This is a genomic window from Sinomonas sp. ASV486, assembly GCF_030908215.1.
Lineage (GTDB): Bacteria > Actinomycetota > Actinomycetes > Actinomycetales > Micrococcaceae > Sinomonas > Sinomonas puerhi.
The window spans coordinates 162,435-188,343 of sequence record NZ_JAVFJK010000003.1 but is presented as its reverse complement, the minus strand read 5'-3'; the positions used below and the strand labels follow the sequence as shown (position 1 = coordinate 188,343).

Genomic DNA, 25,909 nt, shown 5'->3' with positions numbered 1-25,909 from the left:
TCGGATTTCTGGTTCCAATGGGATTTCCGGCGACGCGTCGGTCTGGGAGCCGACCCTCGAGGTCCAGCTCAAGATGCTCGACGACGGGATCGAGCCGCCATCCTACGCGCACCCGGGCGATGCCGGTGCGGATCTCAGGGCCCGAGTCGACGTCACCCTGGCCCCTGGAGAGCGGGCCCTCGTGCCGACCGGTGTGAGCATCGCCCTCCCGTTCGGCTTCGTCGCCCTCATCCACCCACGCTCGGGTCTCGCCACGAAGCACGGCCTCACCGTGGTCAACGCCCCGGGTACCGTGGACGCCGGATACCGCGGCGAGCTCGCGGTGACGCTGCTGAACACCGACGCCGCGCACACGCTCACCCTCCGGCGTGGCGATAGAATCGCACAGATGGTGATCCAGCGCGTCGAGCATGCGCGCTTCGTCCCCGTCGAAGAACTGTCCGAATCCGTGCGCGGCTCGGGGGGCTTCGGTTCGACCGGCGGATTCACTGCCCAGTAGCCGGTGCGTCCTGCGCGGGTGCCCGGCACATCCAAGTGCCCGGCCGCGGCGGGCAACGACTGGGGCCGGCCAGACTGCCGGCAAGACTAAGGAGTTTGTGTGGCACTGTTCGGACGCGGCAAGAACGCCAAGCTGACGGCCGAGGACGCTTCGGTGCTCAGCACGCCGGCCCAGAAGCGTCCCGAGCCGGACAAGAGCGGCTACGGGCGCGCGCAGAAGGGGCCTTTCGACGCGAGCGAAGCCAGCACCGAGAGCGGGTATGTCGACCTCGGCTCCATTCTCGTGCGGCCTACCGATGGCCTCCAGCTGCGCCTCGAGCTCGAGGAGGCCACGCAGCGAGTTGTCGCTGTCACCATGGACCTCTCAGGATCGAGCCTCCAGCTCCAGGCATTCGCGGCTCCCCGCTCTGAGGGCCTCTGGGGCGAGATCCGCGCCCAGATCGCGCAGTCGGTCGAGAGCCAGGGCGGCACCGTCGAGGAGACCGAGGGCAGCTTCGGCCCCGAGCTCGTAGCCCGGCTCCCCGCAGACGCCTCGGGGGAGGGCCGCAGCTACCGCGCGGCCCGATTCATGGGCGTCGACGGTCCGCGCTGGTTCCTCCGCGGCGTCATCGGCGGGCGGGCGGCCGAGAGCCGCGAAGGCTCCGCCGAGCTCGAGGACCTCTTCCGCCACGTCGTGGTGGACCGTGGCGAGTCACCGCTTCCTCCGCGTGAGCTCCTGCCACTGCGCATCCCCGTTGAGGCTGCCCCGCACGAGAACGGCCGCGGTCACACCGCCCAGGCGCAGCAGCAGCCGCAGGCGCCGGAGCGGGGACCGGAGATCACCCATCTTGGCTGAGCGCACGGGCGCGATACGGCTCGAGGGCTTCGGCGGACTTCCCGAGCGTGGCCTCGTGGCGGGCCAGGGCGTGGTCCGGTCCCTCACGTTCGTGCCCGCGGGAGACGCGCCGCGCCTCACGGCCGTCATCGAGGACGAGTCGGCACTGCCGGGGCGGGGCCCTGCGCTGTGCCTTGTGTGGCTCGGGCGCCGCAGGGTCAGCGGCGTCAATGCGGGCACCCGACTCCGCTTCTCCGGGATGCTGGCCCACTTCCACGGCACGCCTACCATCTACAACCCGCGCTACGAGATCCTGGCCCAGGAGGACTGACATGACCGCACCCTATGGCGGCCACGAGGCCCCAGACGGCGAAGACCAGAAGCAGGGCGAGCGCACCCCGAGCGCGGCGGACCTCGCGGGTGCATACGCCGCCAAGGCGGGGCTGCACCGGCACCACGATGGGCGGATCGACGTCCTCCGCAGCGCCGGAGGGGTGCGGGGCATGCTCGAGAGCATCCTGCCAGGACTCGTTTTCCTCGCATACTTCACCCTCGCGCAGGACCTCGTGCTCGCCGTCGTGCTGTCGCTCGTGGTGGCGGCCGTGTTCGTCGTCGTGCGCCTCGTGGGCAGGACACCGCCGACCCAGGCGTTCGCCGGGATCATCGGCATCGGTGTCTCCGCGGCTCTCGCGCTCTTCACCGGCCGCGCCGAGAATTTCTATCTCTACGGCTTCTTCACCAACGGGGCGTACATCGTTGCCCTTGTCGCATCGGTCCTGCTCAAGTGGCCGCTCATGGGGGTCATCTTCGGGTTCCTCCGCAATGAGGGCCTCCACTGGCGTCAGAATCCGGTCCGGGCACGGCAGTACCGGCTGGGGACATGGATCATGGTCGCCGTGCTCGGCCTTCGGCTCATCGTTCAGATGCCGCTGTACTTCATGGGCGACGCCGGCCTCACGGCCCTCGGCGCGACGCGCCTGCTCATGGGCGTGCCACTGTACGCGCTCGGCCTCTGGGTCGCCTGGCTCGTCACGCGTCCGATCGGAGCACCGGGGCCGGAAGGGGACTGATCCGGCGAGGTCGGGCCAGTTGGCCCTATCCGGTCCACCTCGGCGCACCTAGCCTCGACGCATGGAGAACAAGGCCCTGAGGGTAGTCTTCCCGATCTTCCTCGGCATCCTGATCGCGCTGCTCGTCGGCTTCGGCGTCCAGGTCTTCTATCCGCAGCCCGAAATGTACGTAGGGCCGCAGGGCGGGAGCGAGAACGCCTACCTCGCGTACCACCAGACCCTCCAAGACTACAACGGGATTGTCTCCGGTGCGGTCTCGGCGATAGGCGCCGTGCCACTTGTGGTGGGGTCGCTCCTCCCGAAGCGACTCGTCGTGATCGCCGATGGGCTCCTGCTCGGCGGGGTTTTCACGCTCGTGTACGCCGCAGGACGCGGCATGGGCGCGACCGCTGGCCTCGGCACGGCCGCGAGCTTCGCCGCCGTAGGGGTGGGCTTCCTCCTGGCCCTGGCAGCGCTCTTTGTGCGTCAGACGGGGTGGACGCTGCGGCGGAACGCCCGAGCCTCGTCGTCGTCCGACGTCGACGACGCGACGCTCGCCGTCGTCTTCCCCCTCGCGGCGGCGCCACTGGCAGCGATGGTGGTCTCGCTCGGCATCCAGGCGTTCTATGCCCAGCCCTACCTCGGAGGGTACTTCGGGTCGGGCTATCCGGACACGATGGCAGTCTACGGGCGCAACTCCGCCCTCATCGCCTCGTCGGCAGCGGTAGTTCTCCTCGCCGCGGGGTTCGCGCTCGTGCGGCGCGCATCGATCCCGGCCGATGCGCTCCTGCTCGGCGGCCTCGTTGCCCTTGTCATGGGTACGACACGGGCCATCAGTCCCAAGACCGCGGTCGTCAGCTTCGTCGTGGGCGTCTTCGCGCTGCTCGTTGCACTCGTGGTCGGCCACCTGCGGATGGTCGGGCGGCGTTGGCTCCCTGCAGCGGAGGCGGACGGCTCCGGGCCCCGGGCTGGCTCGCGGATGTTCGCGGTACTGCATCCGCTGGCCACGGGCGTACTGGCCGTCGTGGTCTTCTTTGTGGGCATCAACGCGTTCTACCCCGAGCCGACGGTCGGAGGAACCCAGTCGGCATGGCTGCGGACCGTGAGCCTGAGCGCGACGATCGTCGCCGTCGTCCTGCTCGTTGCGAGCCTCGCGCTCGGACGGATCTCCTCCGCCGATGCCAACGCGCTGCTGGTGAGCGGGCTGTTCACGCTGGTCGCGGGCGTCGTGCCCGCCGCCATGGCGGGCGAGCAGATGATCGTGTTCATCGCGCTGGCCGTGGCCCTCGTCGTCGTCCTCTTCGTAGGGTACCGGCGCTTCGCGGGGCGCGGACGCGGGCCCAAAGCACCCATGGGTGCCCCGCCGCTCCCGCCCGCGCCTGCCGCCTAGAGACCGCAGCCCGGAGTCGGGAGGTGCCTCAGCCGTCGAACGCGGCGTCCTCGTCGTCAGCGAGGACAGGCATCTCCTCGGACCTGTCGGACTTCTCGGACTGGGGCGCGAGGAGGCCGCGCAGGTCATCCTCGCCAGCGATCGTCGAGATGAAGAACAGCTCGTCCCTGTGGTCGATCACATCGTCCCGGCTCGGGGCGATCGGCTTCTGGTCGCGGAGGATCGCCACGAGCGTGCAGTCCTCCGGCCACTCGATCTGGCCAACGGTCTTGCCCACGACGAGGGAGTCGGCGGGCACCGTGAACTCGACGATAGAGGACACTCCCGTCTGGAGGGTCAGGAGGCGCACGACGTCGCCGATCTCCACGGCCTCCTCGACGAGGGCCGTCATGAGCCGCGGCGTGTTGACCGCGACGTCGACACCCCACGAGCCGTCGAACATCCAGTCGTTCTTCGGATTGTTGACCCGGCCCACCGTGCGGCCCACGCCGAACTCCGTCTTGGCCAGGAGCGAGACGACGAGGTTGACCTTGTCGTCTCCCGTCGACGACACGACGACGTCGGCCTCGTCGACCTTGGCCTCCTTGAGCGTCGAGAGCTCACACGCGTCGCCGATGAGCCACTTCGCCCCGCGGAGCCCACTGCGTCCGATGACCTCGGGCTTGGGGTCGATGAGCAGAACCTCGTGGCGGTGCGCCAGCAGCTCCCGCGCGATCGAACTGCCGACGCTGCCGGCTCCGGCAATGATGACCTTCACTCGGACTCCTTGGCAGGGGGCGCGGACAGGATGCGGGAGACCTCGGCTCCGTCGGCGATGTCCATCATGACGTGAACGGTGTCGCCCTCCTGGTAGGCGGTGGTCGAGGTGGGCAGGATGCCTTCGCCGAACCGGGTGATATAGGCCACGCGCACACGGGCCGCATGTTCGATCCTGGCCAGGGGCTGGCCCAGCCACGTGGGGTCCACGGCGACCTCCGTGAGCACGAGGCGTCCCGACGGGTCGCGGTAGTCGCCCGCAACGCCGGATTCGGGCAGGATGCGCCGCAGGACCTGATCGGCGGACCACCGGACCGCGGCGACGGTGGGGATGCCGAGCCGCTGGTAGATCTCGGCGCGTCCCGGATCGTAGATGCGGGCGACGACGTGCGGCACGTGGAACGTCTCACGCGCCACCCGGGTGGCGAGGATGTTCGAGTTGTCGCCGCTCGAGACGGCCGCGAACGCGTAGGCGTCCTCGATCCCGGCCTGCTTCATCGTGTCGCGGTCGAAGCCGATTCCCGTGACCTTGCGGCCAGAGAAGGTCCTGCGCAGGCGGCGGAAGGCGCGATCGTCCTGATCGATGATGGCAACGGAGTGGCCGGAGTCCTCAAGGGTGTGGGCCAGGGTGACGCCGACGCGTCCGCAGCCCATGATCACGTAGTGCGCCATGGCCCCCAATGTACCGCGCGATGACATATCCCGCGGTTGTCGCATAACGTGTCAGGGTGCTGACGATATTTAATGCGGTCAAGCGCGTGGTGGTGGGCCGCGCGCTGCGCAGCGACCGACTCGCGCACACCCTCCTGCCCAAACGCATCGCGCTGCCGATCTTCGCCTCGGATGCGCTCTCTTCCGTGGCGTACGCGCCTGACGAGGTCTTCCTCACTCTGGCGCTTGCCGGCGTGTCCGCTGTGGCATTTTCGCCCTGGGTGGGGCTCGCGGTCATCCTCGTGCTCGTCACGGTCGTTGCGTCGTACCGGCAGAATGTCCACGCCTACCCGTCGGGCGGCGGCGACTACGAGATTGCCACCGAGAACCTCGGCAGGTTCGCCGGGCTCACAGTCGCGAGCGCGCTGCTGGTCGACTACGTGCTCACGGTCGCGGTGTCCATCTCATCTGCCGCGACCTACCTGACCACAGCGGTGCCTTCGCTCCACGGCACGCAGGCGGTGATCGCCGTCGTGGGCGTGGTGGTCCTCGCCCTCGTGAACCTGCGGGGGATCCGCGAGGCGGGCACGGTGTTCGCAGTTCCCACGTACGTGTTCATGGCCTCAATCCTCGGCATGACCCTGGTCGGGATCATCCAGTGGCTCACCGGCACCCTGAGGCCAGCCCAGAGCGCCGACTTCACCATCGTCGCCTCACCCGAATTCGATCAGGGGCTCGTGGGCCTCGCGGGCGCGTTCCTCCTGCTCAGGGCGTTCTCCTCGGGTGCGGCGGCGCTCACCGGCGTCGAGGCCATCAGCAACGGCGTGCCGAACTTCCGGCCGCCCAAGAGCAGGAACGCGGCCACGACCCTGCTCCTCCTCGGCGCGGTCGCCGCATCGATGCTCGCCGGTATCATCTTCCTCGCGAACGTGACCCGCGTGCATCTCGTGCAGGACCCCGCCACCGAACTCCTCAAGGACGGTCAGCCACTCTCGGGCGACTACATCCAGACCCCGGTCATCGGCCAGATCGCCGACTCCGTCTTCGGCACGGGCAGCATCCCGTTCTACATCGTGGTTGCGGCGACCGGCGTGATCCTCGTCTTCGCCTCCAACACGGCGTTCAACGGCTTTCCGGTCCTCGGCTCGATTCTCGCCCAGGACGGGTACCTCCCGCGCCAGCTGCGCACCCGCGGCGACAGGCTGGCGTTCAGCAACGGGGTCCTCGCCCTCGCGGCCGGCGCGATCGTCCTGATCGTTGCGTTCAACGCCGATGTCACGCGGCTCATCCAGCTCTACATCGTCGGTGTCTTCGTCTCGTTCACCATGAGCCAGCTCGGGATGATCCGCCACTGGACGCGGGAGCTCAAGCGCGTCAAGGACCGGGCGGTGCGCGTGCGCATGCAGCGTTCGCGGGTCATCAACACCATCGGATTCGCGATGACTGCAACCGTCCTCGTCATCGTGCTCATCACCAAGTTCGAGCACGGAGCCTGGATCGCCCTCCTCGCGATGTTCGCCATCTTCCTCATCATGTCGAGCATCCGCGTGCACTACACGAACGTGGCCCGTGAGCTCGCGGTCGGCGACGACGTCTCGGCCCGCGCGCTGCCCAGCAGGGTCCACGCTGTCCTGCTGGTCTCCCACGTGCGCAAGCCCGTGCTGCGTGCGCTCGCCTATGCACGGGCATCCCGTCCGTCGAGGCTCGATGCCGTGACGGTGGACATCAGCCCCGAGGAGACCGCCCAGACGGTGTCGGACTGGGAGAAGCTCGAGATCCCGGTTCCGCTCACCGTGCTTGCGAGCCCCTACCGAGAGACCGTCACCCCGCTCATGGACTACATCCGCGGCATGCGACGTGACTCTCCGCGGGACCTGATCGTGGTCTACATCCCCGAGTACGTAGTGGGCAAGTGGTGGGAGCAGCTGGTGCACAACCAGACCGCTCTGCGCATCAAGACCCGGCTCCACTTCGAGCCGGGCGTCATGGTCGCGTCCGTCCCGTGGCAGCTGAAATCGAGCGAGGAAGCCAGGAGGCTGCAGGAACTGTGAGCTCAACCGAAGAGACGGGCCCCGCACACGTCCTCGAGCTCCGCCTGGGGCCTGTAGCCCACGGAGGGCATATGGTCGCGCGCCACGAGGGCCGGGTTGTGTTCGTCCGACACGGCATCCCCGGCGAACTGGTCCGCGCCGAGCTCACCGATGGGGGAGACGACGCGAAGTTCTGGCGCGCCGACGTGGTCGAGGTCCTCGAGCCCTCGCCGCACCGCCGCGACCACCCTTGGGACCGTGCCGACTCGCTCGCCGCGCATGCGCGGGGCGGCCTGCCCGTAGGCGGGGCCGAGTTCGGCCACATCGCGCTCCCCGAGCAGCGTCGCCTCAAAGAAGCCGTGATCCGGGAACAGCTCTCCCGACTCGCCGGCGTCGGGCAGAGCGGGACTGATCACGGCGGGACTGAGCTCGGCGCGACCAGGCACGGTGCGGGACTCGATGTCGAGGTCGAGCCGGTTCCGCTCGCCGCGGGTTCGCACGACGACGCCGGAGGCCTAGCGTGGCGGACCCGCTGCAGCTTCGCGGTGACGCCGGACGGCAGGCTCGCGATGCACGCCCACCGGTCCGAGACGCTCATCCCCGTGGAGGACATGCCGCTCGCGACGCGGGAGATCAACGACCTGCGCCTCTGGGACCTCGATCTGCGCGGCGTCGAGCGCCTCGAGGTCGCGGCGCCCGCCTCCGGTTCGGCGCCCCACGTGCTGTTCGGCCTCGCCGACGGTGTGGCGCCGTCGAAGCTCGCGGGTGCCCTGGAGGGGCTTGACCCGGCCGTCTCGGTGAGTGCTGTGGGTCCTACAGCAGGGAAGACGCCGATCACGATCAGGGGACGGGGCTCGGTCTCCGAGCACGTCCTCGGGCACCACTACACGGTCACCGGGGACGGTTTCTGGCAGATCCACCGCCGCGCGCCCGAGACCCTCGTGACCGCCGCGATGGAGGCGCTCGACGGCGTGCTCGCGCCCGGTGCGCAGGTGGCCGACCTCTACGCCGGCGCCGGCCTGTTCACGGCACCGCTCGCGGCCGCGGTCGGACCGGGCGGTTACGTCCTCTCCGTCGAGGGTGCCCCCGGGACGAGCCGCGACGCGCGGCGCACGTTCAAGCGGCAGCCCGAGGTCGCCGTCGTGCAGGGGAAGGTCGAGCGCGTCCTGCGGCGGCAGAGTGACCAGGGTTCCTTCGACGCCGTCGTCCTCGATCCTCCGAGGGCCGGCGCCGGTCGGGACGTGGTCCGCCAGCTCATCGACATGGCACCGCGCGCTGTTGCCTATGTCGCCTGCGATCCCGCCTCGTTCGCCCGCGATCTGGGCTGGTTCCGCCAGGCAGGGTGGCGGCTCGAGAGCTTCCGGGCCTTCGATCTGTACCCCATGACGCACCATGTGGAGACCGTCGGGCTCCTGCTGCCGCCACCGAAGGGCTGGTGACGCTGCGGTGAACCGTCGCCCCGCCGCACCGCGCGAACTAGGATGGGCCGGGATGGCCCCGGCCTGCAGGCAGGCGTGCGGTTAGGCATGCCTAACTAGCACCGCCCCGAGGCCGGGACAAAGATGGCAGTGTTGCGAGAGGAGTCCTGCATTGAGCACTGTGGACAGCTTCGGAGCCAAAGGCGTCCTGAACGTCGGCGGAACCGAGTATGAAATTTTCCGGCTGAACTCTGTGGAAGGCGCCGAAAGCCTCCCCTTCAGCCTCAAGGTCCTTCTGGAGAACCTTCTTCGCACCGAGGACGGCGCGAACATCACCGCGGACCACATCCGCGCACTCGCCGGCTGGGACGCGAACGCCCAGCCGAACACCGAGATCCAGTTCACCCCAGCCCGCGTCATCATGCAGGACTTCACCGGCGTCCCGTGCGTCGTTGACCTCGCGACGATGCGCGAGGCCGTCAAGGAGCTCGGCGGTGACCCCACGCGCGTCAACCCGCTGGCCCCGGCCGAGCTCGTGATTGACCACTCGGTCCAGATCGACGTGTTCGGCAACGCCGGCGCGATCGAGCGCAACATGGAGATCGAGTACCAGCGCAACGGCGAGCGGTACCAGTTCCTGCGGTGGGGCCAGACGGCGTTCGAGGACTTCAAGGTCGTCCCCCCGGGCATGGGCATCGTCCACCAGGTCAACATCGAGTACCTGGCACGCACGGTCATGACCCGCTCGGTGAACGGCAAGCTCAGGGCCTACCCCGACACGCTCGTTGGCACCGACTCCCACACCACGATGGTCAACGGCCTCGGTGTGCTCGGATGGGGCGTCGGCGGCATTGAGGCCGAGGCAGCCATGCTCGGCCAGCCCGTCTCCATGCTCATCCCGCGCGTTGTCGGCTTCAAGCTCTCCGGGGCGATCCCGGCGGGCGCGACCGCGACGGACGTGGTGCTCACCATCACCGAGATGCTCCGCAAGCACGGCGTGGTCGGAAAGTTCGTCGAGTTCTACGGCGAGGGTGTCGCGGCGGTCCCGCTCGCGAACCGCGCGACGATCGGCAACATGAGCCCCGAGTTCGGCTCGACCGCCGCGATCTTCCCGATCGACGACGTCACACTCGACTACCTGCGCCTTACGGGTCGCCCCGACGAGAATGTTGCGCTCGTCGAGGCGTACGCCAAGGAGCAGGGGCTCTGGCACGACGCGGGCCACGAGCCGCGCTTCTCCGAGTACCTCGAGCTGGACCTCTCGACTGTCGTCCCGTCCATCTCCGGCCCGAAGCGTCCGCAGGACCGCATCGAGCTCTCGGATGCGAAGGAGCAGTTCCGCAAGGACCTGCACAACTACGTCGAGGTCGGCAACGGCCACGTCGAGGACGGCTCGGTCGACGAGACGGTGGACGAGTCCTTCCCGGCCTCGGATGCCCCGACCACGACCGAGGCTGACAGCCACGTGCACGAGACCGCTCGCCTCGCGAACCCGGTTGAGTCCGCAGCTTCGGGCGCGTTCGGCCGCCCGTCGGCCCCGAAGCACGTGACGATGGCCGACGGCCGCGAGTTCGAGCTCGACCATGGTGCGGTCTCGATCGCATCGATCACCTCGTGCACGAACACCTCGAACCCGTCCGTCATGCTCGCTGCCGCAGTACTCGCGCGCAACGCCGTCGACAAGGGCCTCGTCTCGAAGCCGTGGGTCAAGACCTCGGTTGCTCCGGGCTCCAAAGTCGTCACCGACTACTACGAGAAGTCCGGCCTCGTGCCGTACCTCGAGAAGCTCGGCTTCTTCACGGTCGGCTATGGCTGCACGACCTGCATCGGCAACTCGGGCCCCCTCGAGTCGGAGATCTCTGAGGCCGTCCAGGCCAATGACCTCTCCGTGACCGCGGTGCTCTCCGGCAACCGAAACTTCGAGGGCCGCATCAACCCGGACGTCAAGATGAACTACCTCGCGTCCCCGCCGCTCGTGATCGCGTACGCCCTCGCCGGCACGATGGACTTCGACTTCGACGCCGAGCCGCTCGGGCAGGACCAGCAGGGCAACGATGTCTTCCTCAAGGACATCTGGCCGAACCCGACCGAGGTCCAGGACGTCATGGACGCCTCGATCGACAAGGAGATGTTCGTCAGCTCGTACGCGACCATCTTCGACGGCGACGAGCGCTGGAAGTCCCTGCCGACGCCGACCGGCAACACGTTTGAGTGGGACGCCAAGTCCACCTACGTGCGCAAGCCCCCGTACTTCGAGGGCATGAAGGCGCAGCCCGACCCCGTCACGGACATCTCGGGCGCTCGCGTGCTGCTCAAGCTGGGCGATTCGGTCACGACCGACCACATCTCGCCGGCCGGTTCCTTCAAGTCGGACACTCCTGCGGGCCAGTACCTCCTCGCCAACGGCGTCGAGCGCAAGGACTTCAACTCCTACGGCTCCCGCCGTGGCAACCACGAGGTCATGATCCGCGGCACCTTCGCGAACATCCGCATCAAGAACCAGCTCCTGGACGGTGTCGAGGGCGGCTTCACGAAGGACTTCACGCAGGACGGCGCGCCGCAGGCCTATGTCTACGACGCGTCCGTGAACTACCAGAAGGCCGGTACCCCGCTCGTGGTCATCGCGGGCAAGGAGTACGGCTCCGGCTCGTCCCGCGACTGGGCCGCGAAGGGTACGGCGCTGCTCGGCGTCCGGGCCGTCATCGCCGAGAGCTACGAGCGCATCCACCGCTCGAACCTCATCGGTATGGGCGTCCTGCCGCTGCAGTTCCCGGCGGGCGAATCCGCCGCGACGATCGGTCTCACCGGCACCGAGGTGTACTCGTTCGAGGGCATCACGGCGCTCAACGACGGCACGACGCCGGCCACCGTGAAGGTGACCGCGACGGCAGAGGACGGCTCCGCGAAGTCGTTCGACGCCGTCGTGCGCATCGACACCCCCGGTGAGGCGGACTACTACCGCAACGGCGGCATCCTGCAGTACGTGCTGCGCCAGATCTCGGCGCACTGACGCGGTCTGCAAGCACGGAAGGGCCCTACCGATCGGTAGGGCCCTTCCGTGCTTCGGGGGGAGCCGTCGACGACGTGGGCGCCGGAGGCGTTACAGTGGTTCGTGCACGTTTCGAGCAAGGAGTCGCCCTTGGGCATCTTGGAATCCGTCGAGGGTCCGAAGGATCTGGCGCGGCTGAGCGCAGGGGAGCTCGACGACTTGGCCGGAGAGATCCGGCAGTTCCTGATCCGCAACGTCGCCCAGACGGGCGGTCATCTGGGACCGAATCTGGGCGTCGTCGAGCTCACGCTCGCTCTGCACCGCGTCTTCGAGTCCCCGCGGGACAGCATCATCTTCGACACGGGGCACCAGTCCTACGTCCACAAGCTCGTGACTGGCCGCAAGGACTTCTCGACGCTGCGGCAGGAGGGCGGCATGTCCGGCTATCCGTCGCGGGCTGAGAGCGAGCACGACATCGTCGAGTCCTCGCACGCCTCTTCCTCGCTCTCGTGGGCCGACGGCATCTCCCGGGCGCGCAAGCTCACCGGTGAGGGCGACCGCTACACGGTCGTCGTGGTGGGCGACGGCGCGCTGACCGGCGGTATGGCCTGGGAGGCGCTGAACAACATCGCCTCGGACCAGGACCGCCGCGTGGTGATCGTGGTCAATGACAATGGCCGGTCCTACGCTCCGACCGTAGGTGGGGTGGCGGACTACCTTGCATCGCTGCGCACCGCCATCGACAAGGTGCGCACCGCCCCGGCGTACGAGGGCGTGCTCGATGCCGCGAAGCGGCGGCTGCAGAACGGTGGGCCCTTCGGGCAGTTCGTCTACAAGGGCCTCCATGCCACCAAGAAGGGCATCAAGGACTGGTGGGCGCCGCAGGGCATGTTCGAGGACCTCGGCATGAAGTATGTCGGCCCGGTGGACGGGCATGACGAGCGCGCGCTCGAGGAGGCCCTCGCGACCGCCAGGAACTTCGCCGGACCCGTGATCGTGCATGCCATCACCGAGAAGGGCCACGGCTATGCCCCGGCCCGCAACCATGAGGCGGACCAGTTCCACGCCGTGGGCGTCATCGACCCGGAGACCGGGCAGCCCGCCGAGTCCGGCGCGGCGGCGTCGTGGACGTCCGTGTTCGCGGACGAGATCGCGAAGATCGCCGACGAGCGCCCGGACGTCGTGGGCATCACCGGCGCGATGCTCATCCCGGTCGGCCTGAACAAGTTCGCCGAGCGGCACCCTGACCGCGTGTTCGACGTCGGCATCGCCGAGCAGCACGCGGTCACGAGCGCTGCCGGTCTCGCGTTCGGCGGGCTCCACCCCGTCGTTGCCCTCTATGCGACCTTTCTCAACCGGGCCTATGACCAGCTGCTCATGGACGTGGCCCTCCACAAGGCCGGCGTCACCCTCGTGCTGGACCGGGCCGGCGTCACCGGCCCCGACGGCGCGAGCCACCACGGCCAGTGGGACATGGCGCTCGTGCAGAGCGTGCCCGGGCTGCACCTCGCGGCGCCCCGCGACGCGACCCGGCTGCGCGAGGAACTGCGAGAGGCGATCGCGGTCGACGACGCACCGACGGTCGTGCGGTTCTCGAAGGGCGCCGTCGGGCCCGAGACGGAGGCCATCGAGCGACTGGCCGACGGTGTGGACGTGCTCGCGCGCACGGGCCACAGTGCCGTTCCCTTCGATGACCGCGGGCGCTCAGACGGTCTGGACAGCCGAGACCTCCACGACGGCCGGGACGTCCACGACAGCCAGGAGGCAGGACCGGACGTCCTGCTCGTAGCCGTCGGCGCGATGAGCGACCTCGCGCTCGACGTCGCCCAGCGGCTCGACCACCAGGGCATCAGCTCGACGGTCGTGGACCCGCGGTGGGTCCTGCCCGTGCCGCGCAGCATCATCCGGCTGGCCGCACAGCACCGGATCGTCGTGTGCCTCGAGGACGGAGTACGGGCAGGCGGAGTAGGCTCGCGGATCCGTCAGGAGATGCGTGCCGCTGGCGTCGACACTGCCCTGAACGAGGTGGGCCTGCCGGTCGAGTTCCTCGACCACGGGACCCGCTCGCAGGTGCTGGCCCGCGTGGGGCTCACCGCCCAGCAGGTGGCCCACGACATCGTGGCCCAGGTGCTCGGCACGAAGGTCCCCTTCGCGCGGCCCCTCCCGGGCCAGACAGCGCCCACGACCGGTACCATCCCGACGCTGTGACGTGGGTGATCCAGCCCACCGCGGCCGGTGACGCGCCCCGCCCGGGTGAGCTCGTCGTCGCCCGCAACCGGAAGTGGGACGGCATGGCCCACTGGGTGGTGCCCGGCTACGGCCTGGGCGAGGACGAGCATGGCTGGTGGATCTATCAGGGCCGCGGCGAGTTCATCTCCCGCCCGGGGGCCGCCCTCCACACCCGCTCGGACGCGGTCCTCCTGATCCCGCGGGCTGGCGGTTACGCCGCGACGTTCTACGACGAGACCAACCCCGGCGACTTCCGCGTGTACGTGGACCTCGCATGGGACCTGTCCTGGCGCCGCATTGGGGAGCCCGCAGGTCCGGGGCACCCCGGCGTGGTCGAGTTCCACATGGTCGACATGGACCTCGACGTGATCCGCTCATCGAGGCACGGGGTGTTCGTGGACGACGAGGACGAGTTCAGCGATCACACAGTCTCGATGGCCTACCCGGACGGCCTCGTGGCTGCGGTGCGCGCCGAATGCACCCGCATCCACGCCGCAGTGCTCGACGCGACGGGTCCCTTTGAAGGAATCTCGGACGCCTGGATGGCGCTCGGACGGAAGGACTACTCATGAGCTACACCCGCCTCTACCGCCGCCGCGACGACGGGACGCTTGAGTTCCGCGAAGCGTGGCACGACGAGGAGGCCGCACAGTTCGTGATCAACCACGGGAGGGTGGGCCACCAGTCCGAGACGGAGGAGACCGACGACGTCGACGGCGCCACGGCCGAGGGTCTTATGGGAGCGTTCGAGGACCAGTGCGCCCAGGACGGCTACGGGCCGCTCGGGGACAAGGAGCTGTGGCGCGTCGTCGCGCAGTTCTCCCTCAAGACGGCGGGCGGCACCGACCGCGACCGTTCCCTCGAGCGGCAGGCCTCCGAAGCCCTCGCCGCGCACCTGGCATGGCGGGGCCTCGGAACGGTGGACGGCAGCTCGATCGACGGGAGCAGGCTGAACATCGTCATGACCTGCGTCGACCCTGGTAAGGCCGTCGCGGCCGTGAAGACCTGCCTCCGCGAGGCCACGAGCGACTTCACGAAGCTCTCGATCGGCGTCGCCCCCGTCACGGATCCCGAGGCATTCAAGCTCAGGCACGGTCCGGCCGGCGCCCGCGGCTTCGCCCTCTGACGCCCGCTCCGCAGGCCCGGTTCGCAGTGTCGGAGCCGCGGGTAGGCTGGCACCATGACTGACTACCGCCGTCTCGGACACTCCGGCCTGACCGTCTCGACCGTTGGCCTCGGCTGCAACAATCTGGGCCGGGCCAACACGCCGACCGAGACGCAGGAGGGCACCGACGCGGTCGTGCACGCGGCGATCGATGCCGGCATCACGCTCTTCGACGTCGCCGACACCTACGGCCGGACGCCGGGCCTGAGCGAGGAGATGCTCGGGAAGGCACTCGTGGGCCACCGCGACGACGTTGTCGTTGCCACGAAGTTCGGCATGGACATGCATGGGGCCAACGGGAACGACTTCGGGGCGCGCGGTTCGCGCCGCTACATCCGCAAGGCCGTCGAGGCATCATTGCGGCGCCTCGGCACGGAGTGGATCGACCTGTACCAGTTCCACACCCCGGATCCACTGACTCCGATCGAGGAGACGCTCTCGGCCCTGGACGATCTCGTCCGCGAGGGCAAGGTCCGCTACCTCGGCCACTCGAACCGTGCGGGCTGGCAGATCGCCGAGGCGGAGTTCGTCGCGCGGATGGGCGGCTTCACGCCGTTCGTCTCGAGCCAGAACCACTACAACCTCCTCGACCGGCGCGCCGAGCTCGAGGTGACTGAGGCCGCGGAAGCCTACGGGCTCGGGGTGCTCCCGTACTTCCCCCTGGCCAACGGCCTGCTCACGGGCAAGTACTCGCGGGACTCGGCGCCAGAGGGCTCGCGCCTGTCCCACACGCGCACGAACCTCGTCCATGACGCGGACTGGGACCAGCTCGACCGGTTCTCTGCGTTCGCCCAGGAGCGTGGCCTCACGGAGCTCCAGGTCGCCTTCTCCTGGCTTGCCGCACAGCCCTCCGTGTCCAGCGTGATCGCCGGTGCGACGAGGCCCGAACAGATCCGCGAGAACGCCGAGGCCGCCTCGTGGGACCCGAGCGTAGAGGACCTCGCCGAGCTAGACGAAATTTTCCCCCAGACGGCCCGCGTCGCGCTCTTCTGAGGGCAGGCACGCATGCACGACCAGTCCCGCCCTGTTGTCCATGAGCCGAGCCGGACACCTGTGTCCGTCCTCCTGGACTGTGACACGGGCATCGATGATGCCCTCGCGCTCCTGTACCTGTGCAGCCAGCCCCACGTCGAGCTTGTGGCGGTCACGAGCACGCCCGGCAATGTCGACGCGGACCAGGTCGCCGCGAACAACCTCGCCCTCCTGCAGCTGTGCGGCAGGGGCGATGTGCCGGTGGCCATCGGTGCGAGGGCCCCGCTGCGGATCCCCCTCGTCACGACCCCGGAGACCCACGGACCCCAGGGGATCGGCTACGCCGAATTGCCGACGGCGAGCCGGGCCCCGGAGGCGAGGGGCGCCGTCGAGCTCTGGGTCGAGGAGGCACGAGCGCGCCCGGGCGAGCTGACTGCCCTCATCACCGCGCCGCTGACCAACTTCGCCCTGGCCCTGCGCGCCGAGCCGCGGCTGCCCGAGCTGCTGGCCGGCGTCGTGATCATGGGAGGGGCCTACTACTACCAGGGCAACACGACGCCCACGGCCGAATGGAACACGCACGTGGATCCGCACGCGGCCGCAGAGGTGTTCGCGGCGTTCGCGGGGCAGCCTGAAGAGCGGCTCCCGATCGTGTGCGCGCTCGAGACGACCGAGCGGATCGAGATGCACCCCGAACACGTCGCCGCCCTGGCGGAGGCGGCCGGATGCGCAGCTCCCGAGCTTGTCCTCCCCGACCAGCCCGAGGGGCAGCGCAGCACGGCGTCGAACAGGCTCGTCAAGCACGTCAGTGACATGCTGCGCTTCTACTTCGAGTTCCATCGGCATTACGACCAGGGCTACGTAGCCCACGTGCACGACTACTTCGCAGCGAGCGTCGCGGCCGGGACCGCCCGGTACGCGGTCAGGACCGCCACGGTGCACGTCGAGGTCGACTCGCCGCGGCTCATCGGCACGACGGTGGCGGACTACCGCGAGCTGTGGGGCGAGCGGCCCAACGCGCGGATCGTGAGCGCGAACCACCCCCAGGAGGCCTTCGCCGAGCTCATCGGCTCGCTTGCCTCTCTCGCGCGCATGGTGGGCTAGAATTTCCGGTGCGCGCGGATGAGTCCGTGCGCCCGCCGAGGTGACATAGGCGGCCCGCTTCCACGCGCAGACCTGAAGGACGTGCCCTGCCATGTCACACTCCCGGACATCACACCCCCTGACTGAGGAAGCGCCGCGCCGCACCCCGCTGAGGACAGCGCTCATCGCCCTCGGCGCGGCGGCCATCATCGCCACGTTCATCTACCTCGTGGCCACATCCCCGGCCGAGCCCGTCGACGTGCCGTCGGCCTCCGCCGCGCTCGTGGCGCTGACTGGCTATGGCCTCGCCGCCGTGCTCCTTTTCGCGGGCATCCTCCCCGCGCTGCCCACGACGACGCTTGCCCTCATCCCCGTGGCCCTCGTGCTCAATATCGTCCTGGGCCAGTTCGTGGGAACGGCCATCGTGCCCATCTACCTCGACTCGATCGGCACGGTCCTCGTCGGATTCCTCGCCGGGCCCGCGGCCGGGGCGGCGACGGGCCTGCTCAGCACGATCGTGTGGAGCTTCTTCAACCCGACGCTCATCCCGTTCGCTGCGGGCGCTGCGGTGATCGGTGCGCTAGCGGGGCTCACGGCGCGCCTGGGCGGCGTGCGGCGCGTCTGGCTCCTGCCCGTCGCCGGCCTCGTCACGGGAGCCATTGCGGCGGTGATCGGAGCGACGGTCGCGGTCGCCGTGTTCGGAGGGACATCCACTGGCGCAACCGGCGCCGTCATCGCTGTCTTCCGAGCCACGGGGGACACCCTGGTCGATTCGGTCGTCAAGGGGGCCATCCTCTCTGACCTCATCGACAAGCTCGTCACGTTCGTCGTGGCAGCACTCCTCGCCTACGCCCTGCCCCGGCGGGCCACGCAGCGGTTCGACTTCGTCCGCAGGTACCGCGTGCTCGCGTCGCGCACCAACGACGCCAAGGCGGCGCCGGCTGTCTGACCACCGTTCCCCGACCGTCCCCCCGAGGCGACGGCTCAATCCGCTGACGGGACTCGGGCTGGCCGCAGCCGGTGTCGTCGTGTGCCTCGCATGGCCCCATGCGGCGGTGTGGATCGTCGCGATCGTGGGGGGCGCAGCTGCGGCGGCACGGGCGGGAACCCTGCGCCGCGTCGGGGCGACGGCCGCAGTCGTGGTCGCTCCGTTCGCGCTGTGGGCTCTGGTGATCCACGGGCTCTTCTTCCCCGAGGGCCACACCGTGCTCGCCTCGTTCGGTCCCGCACGGGTGACCGTCGAAGGTCTCGCGTACGCGGGCGGGTTCGTGCTGCGCACGGCCGCGCTCGTCGTCGTCATGCTCGCGTTCTCCGTGTGGGTCGACATCGCGGTGCTGCGGGTCGCGCTGCTGCGGCGAGGCGTGCCCGCCCCGCTCGGGTACGTGCTGGCCTCCGCCCTCGGACTGGCCTCGACCGTCGCCGAACGCATGTGGCGCATCCGCGAGGCGCAGGAGGCCCGCGGACTCGTGGTCAGGCCGGGACCGGGCGGACGGATCCTCGCGGCCAGGCTCCAGGCGTTACCGCTTGTCCTCGCTCTCGTCGACGAGGCGGGGGAACGGGCCACGGCCCTCGACGCACGCGGCCAGCGGCTTCCCGGCCCGCTGACCTCCTATGTCGACGAGCCCGACTCGGCGGTGCAGCGCGTCCTCCGCTGGGCCCTCGCCGCCGCCTGCGTCGGGATCGTCGGCTCGGTGGTGGTTCGGGCCGTCGCCGAGGCTCTCGCCGGTGGTGCCGGATGAAGGTGCCGAACACGCTTCTCGCGGCTGAGGTCACGCGCTTCGCGTACGACGGCGCCCCCCAGCTCTTGCGTGACGTGAGTCTTGCGCTGGGGGAGGGGACCCTCACCGCAGTGCTCGGGGGCTCGGGAAGCGGCACTTCGACGCTCGCGAAGATCCTGGCAGGCTGGGCCCTGACCGGCGGACGCAACAGGTTCGAGGGGCATCTCGAGCTTGCCGGAAGCTCGACTCGGCTCGCGTTCCATGGGACCCCCGACGATCCCCGCCTCAGTCTGGGCGCGTGGGGCCGTCACGTCGCGTTCGTCCCGCAGCGGGCGGCCGATCTGCTCACCGGTGCCTCAGCGACCGTCGGCGAGGAGATCGCCTTCACGCTCGAGCATCGCGGTCTTCCCCGCGAGCGGATGCGAGCGCGCGTCGAGGAGGCCGCGCGCGCCGTCGGCCTTGCGGCCCATCTTCACCGGCATCCGGCCGGTCTCTCCGGGGGAGAGGAGCGTCGGCTCGCCCTCGCGTGCGCGATGGTCGGCGAGCCTGCCGTTCTGGTCCTGGACGATCCGGCGGCCTCCCTCGATGCCGATGGACGCGCGGCACTTGCCCGTCTGGTCGACGCCGAGCGCGCCCGCGGCGCCGCGGTGGTCGTGGCGGGCTCCTGCGCAGATGGGCTCGTCCGCTGCGCCGACCACTGGATCCTCCTCGACGGCGGCACTGCCGTCGCGGCAGGTCGACCCGCGGAGGTCCTCGCGTCCGCGGCGTTCGGACGCTCTGGGGTGCTGCCCCGCGACCCTGCGGAACCGGGGTACCCCGATCGGACGGTCTCCTCCGACGAGCCGGCATACCCCGATGGGCCGGAGGCGCCCAGCACCTCGGCCTCGCACTCCGGGTCCTCAGCGGCCTCGGAGGGCTCCGCCGCGTCCGAGGGCCTCGAGACCCGCGAGGGTTCCCGTGGTGCCCCTCTGGCGGTCCTGGACCGGGTGACGTTCGCCTATCCGGGTGCCGCCCCGGACGGGCAGCGCAGCGTGCTCATCGACGCCAACCTCGAGGTGCGCCCAGGCGAGGTGGTCGCGATCACGGGCCCCAACGGCGCGGGGAAGTCCACCGCGCTGCGGCACCTCGGGGGGCTCGTGCGCCCGGGCTCCGGCCGAGTGCGGATCGGCGGTCAGGACATCGCGGGCCTCCCGGCCGGGCGCGTCGCCGAACACGTCGGCACCCTGTTCCAGGAGCCGCGCGACCAGCTGTTCGAGCGCACCGCGCTGCGTGAGGTCGCCTTCGGGCTCCGCATCGCTGCGCGCGGACGCCCTCGTGTGCCGCGGGACGTCGCCGAGCGGCGCGCGCTCGAGGCGCTGCGCGCCGTCGGCCTTGAAGGCAGTGCCGGCGAGCACCCCTACGACCTGCCGGTCTCGGGCCAGAGGCTCGTCGCGCTCGCGACAGTGATCGCGCGGAGTCCTCGGGTGCTGCTGCTCGACGAACCGACCGTGGGGCTCGACCGGCACGGTCTTGCCCGGCTCGAGTCCGTGGTCGCCGAGGCCGCGCGGGAGGGGTGCGGCGTCGTGCTTTCCACCCATGCGCTGGGCTGGGCGAGGCGTCACGCACATCGGGTGCTTGCCCTTGAGGGCGGCCGCTTCGTGGCTGCCTGATCGGCGCGGAAGCGCCGGCTTGCGGAGCCGACGGCCCGGGCCGTTCCGGTAATGTTCTTCGCTAGGGCAACGGGCTGAGAACGGCCGCGTAAGGCAGTGGCCCGAGAGCATGAGGAGGGCGCGTGCGCGCTGCGTGGGAGCGGTGGGAGGGCTTCTGGGTGGCCGGGGTGCGGCGGGGTGCCGTCTGCCGGGCGTTCGACGGCGATGTGCTCACCACCCGCATCGCGTTCGACGACGGCTCGGGGACCTTCTTCGCGTCCGAGTCGCTCATCCGGCTCACTGCGTCGGGCGAGACGTGGGAGGCCTTCAGGTTCCGGCAGGAGCCGGGCGGCCTGTGTGCCGGCGCGCGCCGAGACGAGGCCGGTCACGACGCCGACACGCTGCCCGCGAGCGGGGAGTATCTCCTGGTCTCCCAGCTTGCCGGCTCCGCCCGCGAAGCAGCCACGTACCGGCGGGTCGAGGACGCCGCACCGCACGAGACCCCGGCTCCGGCCGAGGTCCGGCGACACCCGGAGGAGCCCGTCGATCTTCCCGACGGGCGGACGGTGTGGGCCGAGCGCTTTGATGTGACCGCTGGCGGGGTCCGCGTCGCAAGCCACTGGACGCATGGCGGGGCCGTGGTCCGCAGCTCGTGGGCCGGCGCACTCTGCTTCGCGAGTCCTTCTGGAGCCGAGGCCCTCGACGGCCTCGGCGAGCGGCTCGGTGCCTTCCTGACGGCGGGCTTCCCACGCGACTGAGCGCGTGCGCGCTCGACCAGCCGCCAGAGACCCCGCAACGGGCCGCCAGAGACCCCACAACCCTGGGTGTGGAGTTGTGGGGTCTCTGGCGGTGACTTGTGGGGTCTCTGGCGCCTCAGGACGCCTGGTGGAAGGGCTTCCCGTTGACCCGCTGGGAGGCGCCGACGCGGTCGAGGTACGGCGTGATGCCGCCCAAGTGCATGGGCCAGCCCGCGCCGAGGATCATGCACAGGTCGACGTCCTCGGGGCCAGCCACAACGCCCTCGGCGAGCATGAACCCGATCTCCTCCGCCAAGGCGTCCTGGCAGCGCGTCAGCACCTGCTCGGAGGTCGAGGGCGTGTCGCCGAACCGCAGGACGGCAAGCGTCTCGGCGGGGATCTCCTTGCCGCCATCCGGCGTCGTGGTCCAGAGTCCCTTGATTCCCGCGTCGATGAGCGCCTGCTGGTTCGCAGACACGTGGAAGCGGTCGCCGAACGCGGCGTGAAGGGACTCGGCAACGTGCTGGGCCACGGGCAGGCCCACCATCTCGGCGAGCACGAACGGCGTCATCGGAAGGCCCATAGGCGCGAGCGCGGAGTCGGCGATCTGGGCCGGGGTGCCCTCGTCGAACGCCGCAGTGACCTCGCCCATGAGCCGCAGGAGCACCCGGTTCACGACGAACGCGGCGGCATCCTTGACGAGCACCGCAGTCTTCTTCAGGCCCTTCGCGAGCGCGAACGCCGTGGCGAGCACGGTTTCCTCGGTCTCGGGGGCGCGCACAATCTCGATGAGCGGCATCACGGCCACCGGGTTGAAGAAGTGGAAGCCGACGACGCGCTCGGGGTGCGCGAGGTCCTCGGCCATGGCAGTGACGGACAGCGAGGACGTGTTGGTCGCCAGGATGCACTCGGGCTTGACCACGGCCTCGACCTCCGCGAGGACCTGCTTCTTGACCGAGAGCTCCTCGAACACTGCCTCGATCACGAAGTCCGCGTCCGCGAACTCGGCCTTTGAGGCGGACCCGGTGACGAGCGCCCTGGTGCGGTTCGCGGCGTCGCGGGAGACGCGGCCCTTCGCGAGGAGTTTGTCTACCTCGGCGTGGACGTACGCCACGCCCTTGTCCACGCGCGCCTGGTCGATGTCCGTCATGACGACCGGCACCTTGAGCTGCCGCGCGAACAGAAGGGCGAGCTGGCCCGCCATGAGGCCCGCGCCAACGATGCCGACCTTGGTGATCGGCCGCGCCAGCTTCGGGTCGGGCGCCCCCGCGGGCCGCTTGGCCCTCTTCTGGACCAGGTCGAGGAACGCGTACACGGTGTCGCGGAACTGCGGAGTCTGCATGAGCTCGGTGAGCGCGGCAACCTCTAGCTCGGCAGATTCCTTCTGCGTCGCCGTCCGGCCCGCCTCGAACACGTCGAGGACCTTGAGGGGTGCGGGGGCCGCGTTGGACGTCTTCGCGGCGACGAACGCGCGGGCGGCCTTCGCCGCGGCAGACCACCGCTGGGCCACGGCCGGGTCGGTCAGTGGTTCGACGGCGTTCGGCCGCTCCACGGCGGTCTCTCCGGCGATCACCGACGCAGCCCAGGCGAGGGACTGCTCGAGGAAGTCCGCCGGCTCGAAGAGCGCATCGGCGATCCCGAGCTCGAACGCCTGTTTCCCGCCGATCGAGCGGTTGCCGTTCAGTGGGTTCTCGAGCATGATCTTCATTCCCGCTTCAGGGCCCGTGAGCCGCGGGAGGCGCCATACGCCGCCCCAGCCCGGCACGAGGCCGATGAACGCTTCGGGGAGCCCGATGCCCTGGGCGGCGGCGGAGACGGTGCGGTAGGTGCAGGCGAGCGCGATCTCGAGGCCGCCGCCGAGCGCCACGCCGTTGATGAACGCGAAGGTCGGCACACCCATGTCGTCCAGGAGGTCGTAGGCGGCGTGGCCGAGGCGCGCCATGCTCTCTCCGGCCGCCGGATCCTCGAGCGTCTTGACGGTGGAGAGGTCAGCGCCGGCGACGAGGAAGTACGGCTTGCCGGTGACGGCGACGGCGTTGATCTCGCCTGTCGCCGCGCGGGCGTGCAGGACCTCAAGGGTCTTGCCGAGTTCGATGAGGGTGTTCGGCCCGAGCGTCGTGGGCTTGCTGTGGTCGAGGCCGTTGTCGAGGGTCACGAGGGCGATCGTGACGCGTCCGCCGTCGCGGCCCGGCAGGACGACGTCGTTCACGAGCGAGTGCGTGACGATCTCGTGCGGAACCTGCTCGGCGAGCGGGGCGAAGGAGTCGAAGCGTGAGGGCTGCGTGGGCTGGGGTGCGGCGGTCATTCACTCGCCCTTTCCGTAGTCGGGGTGGTTGGGGTTCTCCCAGATGACGGTGCCGCCCATGCCGAGTCCGATGCACATGGTCGTCATTCCGTAGCGCACGCTCGGGTCGTCGGCGAACTGGCGCGCGAGCTGGGTCATGAGTCGCACACCGGAGGAGGCGAGGGGATGCCCGACGGCGATGGCGCCACCATAGCGGTTGACGCGCGGATCGTCGTCGTCGATCCCGAAGTGGTCGAGGAAGCTGAGCACCTGGACGGCGAACGCCTCGTTGACCTCGAAGAGGCCGATGTCCTCGATGGAGAGGCCGGCCTTCGCGAGTGCCTTCTCGGTGGCGGGAACGGGGCCGATGCCCATGACCTCGGGCTCGACGCCCGCGAACGCGAACGAGACGAGCCGCATCTTCGGCGTGAGGCCCAGCTCGTCGGCCGCTTCCGCCGAGGTGAGCAAGCATGCGGTCGCACCGTCGTTGAGGCCCGCGGCGTTGCCAGCCGTGACGCGGCCGTGGGGCCTGAACGGGGTGCGCAGCCCCGCGAGGTCTTCCATGGTGGTCCCGGCCCGCGGGGGCTCATCCGCCGTTGCGAGCCCGAAGCCTTCGCCCGGGCGGCGGGTCGCGACCGGCACGAGGTCCGGCTGGATCCTGCCATCCGCGTAGGCGGCGGCCAGCTTGGCCTGCGACGCCACGGCGTACGCGTCGGCGCGCTCTTTGGTGATGGCCGGGAAGCGGTCGTGGAGGTTCTCAGCCGTGTTGCCCATATTGAGCGCCGCCGGGTCGACGAGCCGCTCCGACATGAAACGCGGGTTCGGGTCGGTGCTCTGGCCCATCGGGTGGTTGCCCATGTGCTCGACTCCGCCCGCGATCACGACGTCGTACGCGCCGACGCCGATGCCGCTGGCTGTGGTGGTCACCGCCGTCATGGCGCCCGCGCACATACGGTCGATCGCGAAGCCCGGGACGCTGCGCGGGAGGCCGGCCAGGAGTGCGGCGGTGCGCCCGATCGTCAGGCCCTGATCTCCCGTCTGGGTCGTGGCGGCGATGGAGACCTCGTCGACCCGCTCCGCGGGCAGCGACGGGTTGCGGCGCAGGAGTTCGCGGATGGTCTTCACCACGAGGTCGTCGGCGCGGGTGCCGTGGTAGATCCCCTTCTCGCCGGCCTTGCCGAACGGGGTGCGGACGCCGTCGACGAAGACGACGTCGCGTATGTGCCTGCTGGCCATGGACAGCTCCTTGGATGTCTCGACAGGGCGTGGCCGCCCTCACACTTCATGTTACTGATGAGTAACTTCGAGTGCAATCCGGTCGGAAAGCACCCCCTGCGGGGGAGAGGGTCCACTCTCACGAGGGAGGCCTGCATCCAGCGCCACGAGGAGGCTGGAGCCATGAGAACAAGCATGGCATCCAGCACACCTCACACGCGCCCTTTGCGCCACACACAGCCGAGGAGGATTGCACCCCTCGCGGGCTTCGCATCGCTCGCCTATGCCGCGGCTGTCCTGGGGTGGATCGCCCTTGGACACCCGTACCCGCTCGGTGCCGGCACAAGGCCGTCACCGGACCTCCTCAGCAGCGGATGGCCGTGGGAGCCAGCGGCGGGCGTGGCCGTTGCCGCGGCGTTGGCAGGCGCAGGGCTCGGCGCCCTCCTGTCGCGGCGCCGGGCGCCGTCCGCGCTCCTGACAGGGGGCGCCGTCGCGTTCGCGGCCGCCGTGGCCCTGGCATTCCTCACGCTCATTGCGGAATCCGGCATGCTTGCCGTCGCTGGGTACCTCCCCCTGCTCGTGGTCAAGGCGTTCTCGGACCCGGCCTGGTTCGACGGCCGTGACATCCCGTGGGACCAGTTCGTCAACGAGTACGCAGTCCTGGCCGTCGCGGGTCTGTGGGCGGGAGCGGCCGTCGTGGCCGTGCGGGAAAACCGCGGCCGGTGCGCCGCGTGCGGCCGTCGTGACACGCACGACGGCGCCCCACGGTCGCCGCGTCATTGGGTCACCTTCGCGACGTGGACGGCCGTGGCCATCCCCCTCGTCTACGCGACGACGCGCTTCGCGTGGGTTGCCGGCATTCCGCTGGGGATCAACGCGACGGCGTACGCGTCCCTCCGCGACGAGGCGGGCTCGCGGCCGCCGCCGGTCTCGCGTCGATGGCCACTCTGGGCGCCTCCCTCACGTGGGGCCTCGTGGCCCGGTGGGGCGAGCGGATCCCCACGTGGGTGCCATGGCTCGGCGGCAGGAGGGTCGCACCCCTCGCGGCCCTGATCCCGGCACTGGCAGTCGCCGCGATGCTCGTTCCCGCGAGCGTCATGATGGTCCGAGCGGGGCTCGCCATGTCCTCGGACGCGCCCTCGGGCCTCACATGGTCCGACTGGGGCGCATTCGGTCCTGGGCTGCTGTGGCCACTCTGGTCGGTGGCCCTCGCCACGGCCGCCGTCGCGTATTGGCTGCGCCGGCGCGGCGTGTGCCACCGCTGCGGCCGCAGCGCCTGAGGG

General features: G+C 70.0%; 23 protein-coding genes. 19 read left to right on the top strand and 4 right to left on the bottom strand.

Annotated features, from left to right (window positions below):
• The first annotated feature begins 4 nt into the window (after positions 1-4).
• From dut to RBS60_RS05670, 5 genes are all read left to right on the top strand, one after another.
• Positions 5-499, top strand: coding sequence for a dUTP diphosphatase (gene dut / locus RBS60_RS05690; protein ID WP_307956732.1), 495 nt, complete (start codon positions 5-7; stop codon positions 497-499).
• Positions 500-598: 99 nt separating this feature from the next.
• Entirely contained in the window at positions 599-1,333 is a 735-nt protein-coding gene (locus tag RBS60_RS05685; RefSeq protein WP_374049228.1) for a DUF3710 domain-containing protein, read from the top strand.
• The gene (locus RBS60_RS05680) at positions 1,326-1,643 is read left to right on the top strand and encodes an OB-fold nucleic acid binding domain-containing protein (RefSeq protein WP_307956560.1); all 318 of its coding nucleotides are present in this window, start codon (positions 1,326-1,328) and stop codon (positions 1,641-1,643) included. Before RBS60_RS05685 ends, RBS60_RS05680 begins: the two co-directional genes overlap by 8 nt.
• A 1-nt stretch (position 1,644) precedes the next feature.
• Entirely contained in the window at positions 1,645-2,382 is a 738-nt protein-coding gene (locus RBS60_RS05675) for a DUF3159 domain-containing protein (protein ID WP_307956559.1), read from the top strand.
• 61 nt (positions 2,383-2,443) lie between these two features.
• Positions 2,444-3,751 (top strand): hypothetical protein, encoded by a 1,308-nt coding sequence (locus tag RBS60_RS05670; RefSeq protein WP_307956558.1) that lies wholly within the window; start codon positions 2,444-2,446, stop codon positions 3,749-3,751.
• Between the two features lie 28 nt (positions 3,752-3,779).
• Here the strand turns inward: RBS60_RS05670 and RBS60_RS05665 are convergent, their stop codons facing one another.
• Positions 3,780-4,508: an NAD-binding protein gene (locus RBS60_RS05665; protein ID WP_307956557.1), complete on the bottom strand. Its 729-nt coding sequence runs from the start codon at positions 4,506-4,508 to the stop codon at positions 3,780-3,782.
• On the bottom strand, positions 4,505-5,179 hold the full coding sequence (locus RBS60_RS05660; RefSeq protein WP_307956556.1) for a TrkA family potassium uptake protein: 675 nt from the start codon (positions 5,177-5,179) through the stop codon (positions 4,505-4,507). Before RBS60_RS05660 ends, RBS60_RS05665 begins: the two co-directional genes overlap by 4 nt.
• A gap of 56 nt (positions 5,180-5,235) precedes the next feature.
• Here RBS60_RS05660 and RBS60_RS05655 point away from each other — a divergent pair, with 56 nt between their 5' ends.
• The 12 genes from RBS60_RS05655 (at position 5,236) to RBS60_RS05600 (ending at position 21,148) form a co-directional block, all read left to right on the top strand.
• Positions 5,236-7,209, top strand: a complete 1,974-nt coding sequence (locus tag RBS60_RS05655) for an APC family permease (RefSeq protein ID WP_307956555.1) — start codon at positions 5,236-5,238, stop codon at positions 7,207-7,209.
• On the top strand, positions 7,206-8,627 hold the full coding sequence (locus tag RBS60_RS05650; protein ID WP_307956554.1) for a class I SAM-dependent RNA methyltransferase: 1,422 nt from the start codon (positions 7,206-7,208) through the stop codon (positions 8,625-8,627). The genes RBS60_RS05655 and RBS60_RS05650 overlap by 4 nt, the downstream gene beginning before the upstream one ends.
• 151 nt (positions 8,628-8,778) lie before the next feature.
• On the top strand, positions 8,779-11,616 hold the full coding sequence (locus RBS60_RS05645; protein WP_307956553.1) for an aconitate hydratase: 2,838 nt from the start codon (positions 8,779-8,781) through the stop codon (positions 11,614-11,616).
• A 129-nt stretch (positions 11,617-11,745) separates the two neighbouring features.
• Positions 11,746-13,803 carry a 1-deoxy-D-xylulose-5-phosphate synthase gene (gene dxs, locus RBS60_RS05640; RefSeq protein ID WP_307956552.1) on the top strand — a complete coding sequence of 686 codons (2,058 nt, stop codon included), beginning with the start codon at positions 11,746-11,748 and terminating at the stop codon, positions 13,801-13,803.
• Positions 13,800-14,396: a DUF402 domain-containing protein gene (locus RBS60_RS05635; RefSeq protein ID WP_307956551.1), complete on the top strand. Its 597-nt coding sequence runs from the start codon at positions 13,800-13,802 to the stop codon at positions 14,394-14,396. The genes dxs and RBS60_RS05635 overlap by 4 nt, the downstream gene beginning before the upstream one ends.
• Positions 14,393-14,950 (top strand): hypothetical protein, encoded by a 558-nt coding sequence (locus RBS60_RS05630; RefSeq protein ID WP_307956550.1) that lies wholly within the window; start codon positions 14,393-14,395, stop codon positions 14,948-14,950. Before RBS60_RS05635 ends, RBS60_RS05630 begins: the two co-directional genes overlap by 4 nt.
• A gap of 54 nt (positions 14,951-15,004) precedes the next feature.
• On the top strand, positions 15,005-15,982 hold the full coding sequence (locus RBS60_RS05625) for an aldo/keto reductase (RefSeq protein ID WP_307956549.1): 978 nt from the start codon (positions 15,005-15,007) through the stop codon (positions 15,980-15,982).
• Positions 15,983-16,042: 60 nt separating this feature from the next.
• Complete coding sequence (locus tag RBS60_RS05620; protein WP_307956548.1) at positions 16,043-17,065, top strand: nucleoside hydrolase; 1,023 nt, start codon at positions 16,043-16,045, stop codon at positions 17,063-17,065.
• Positions 17,066-17,156: 91 nt separating this feature from the next.
• Positions 17,157-17,993 carry an ECF transporter S component gene (locus RBS60_RS05615; protein ID WP_307956547.1) on the top strand — a complete coding sequence of 279 codons (837 nt, stop codon included), beginning with the start codon at positions 17,157-17,159 and terminating at the stop codon, positions 17,991-17,993.
• Between the two features lie 79 nt (positions 17,994-18,072).
• Positions 18,073-18,783, top strand: coding sequence for an energy-coupling factor transporter transmembrane component T (locus RBS60_RS05610; protein WP_374049227.1), 711 nt, complete (start codon positions 18,073-18,075; stop codon positions 18,781-18,783).
• On the top strand, positions 18,780-20,411 hold the full coding sequence (locus RBS60_RS05605; protein WP_407073420.1) for an ABC transporter ATP-binding protein: 1,632 nt from the start codon (positions 18,780-18,782) through the stop codon (positions 20,409-20,411). Before RBS60_RS05610 ends, RBS60_RS05605 begins: the two co-directional genes overlap by 4 nt.
• A gap of 122 nt (positions 20,412-20,533) precedes the next feature.
• Positions 20,534-21,148 carry a hypothetical protein gene (locus tag RBS60_RS05600; RefSeq protein WP_307956545.1) on the top strand — a complete coding sequence of 205 codons (615 nt, stop codon included), beginning with the start codon at positions 20,534-20,536 and terminating at the stop codon, positions 21,146-21,148.
• A gap of 115 nt (positions 21,149-21,263) precedes the next feature.
• Here the strand turns inward: RBS60_RS05600 and RBS60_RS05595 are convergent, their stop codons facing one another.
• On the bottom strand, positions 21,264-23,432 hold the full coding sequence (locus tag RBS60_RS05595; protein WP_307956544.1) for a 3-hydroxyacyl-CoA dehydrogenase NAD-binding domain-containing protein: 2,169 nt from the start codon (positions 23,430-23,432) through the stop codon (positions 21,264-21,266).
• Complete coding sequence (locus RBS60_RS05590; protein WP_307956543.1) at positions 23,433-24,647, bottom strand: thiolase family protein; 1,215 nt, start codon at positions 24,645-24,647, stop codon at positions 23,433-23,435.
• 204 nt (positions 24,648-24,851) lie between these two features.
• Between RBS60_RS05590 and RBS60_RS05585 the strand changes: the two genes are divergently transcribed.
• The gene (locus RBS60_RS05585; protein WP_307956542.1) at positions 24,852-25,679 is read left to right on the top strand and encodes a hypothetical protein; all 828 of its coding nucleotides are present in this window, start codon (positions 24,852-24,854) and stop codon (positions 25,677-25,679) included.
• Complete coding sequence (locus RBS60_RS05580; RefSeq protein WP_307956541.1) at positions 25,634-25,906, top strand: hypothetical protein; 273 nt, start codon at positions 25,634-25,636, stop codon at positions 25,904-25,906. Before RBS60_RS05585 ends, RBS60_RS05580 begins: the two co-directional genes overlap by 46 nt.
• Positions 25,907-25,909 lie beyond the last annotated feature (3 nt).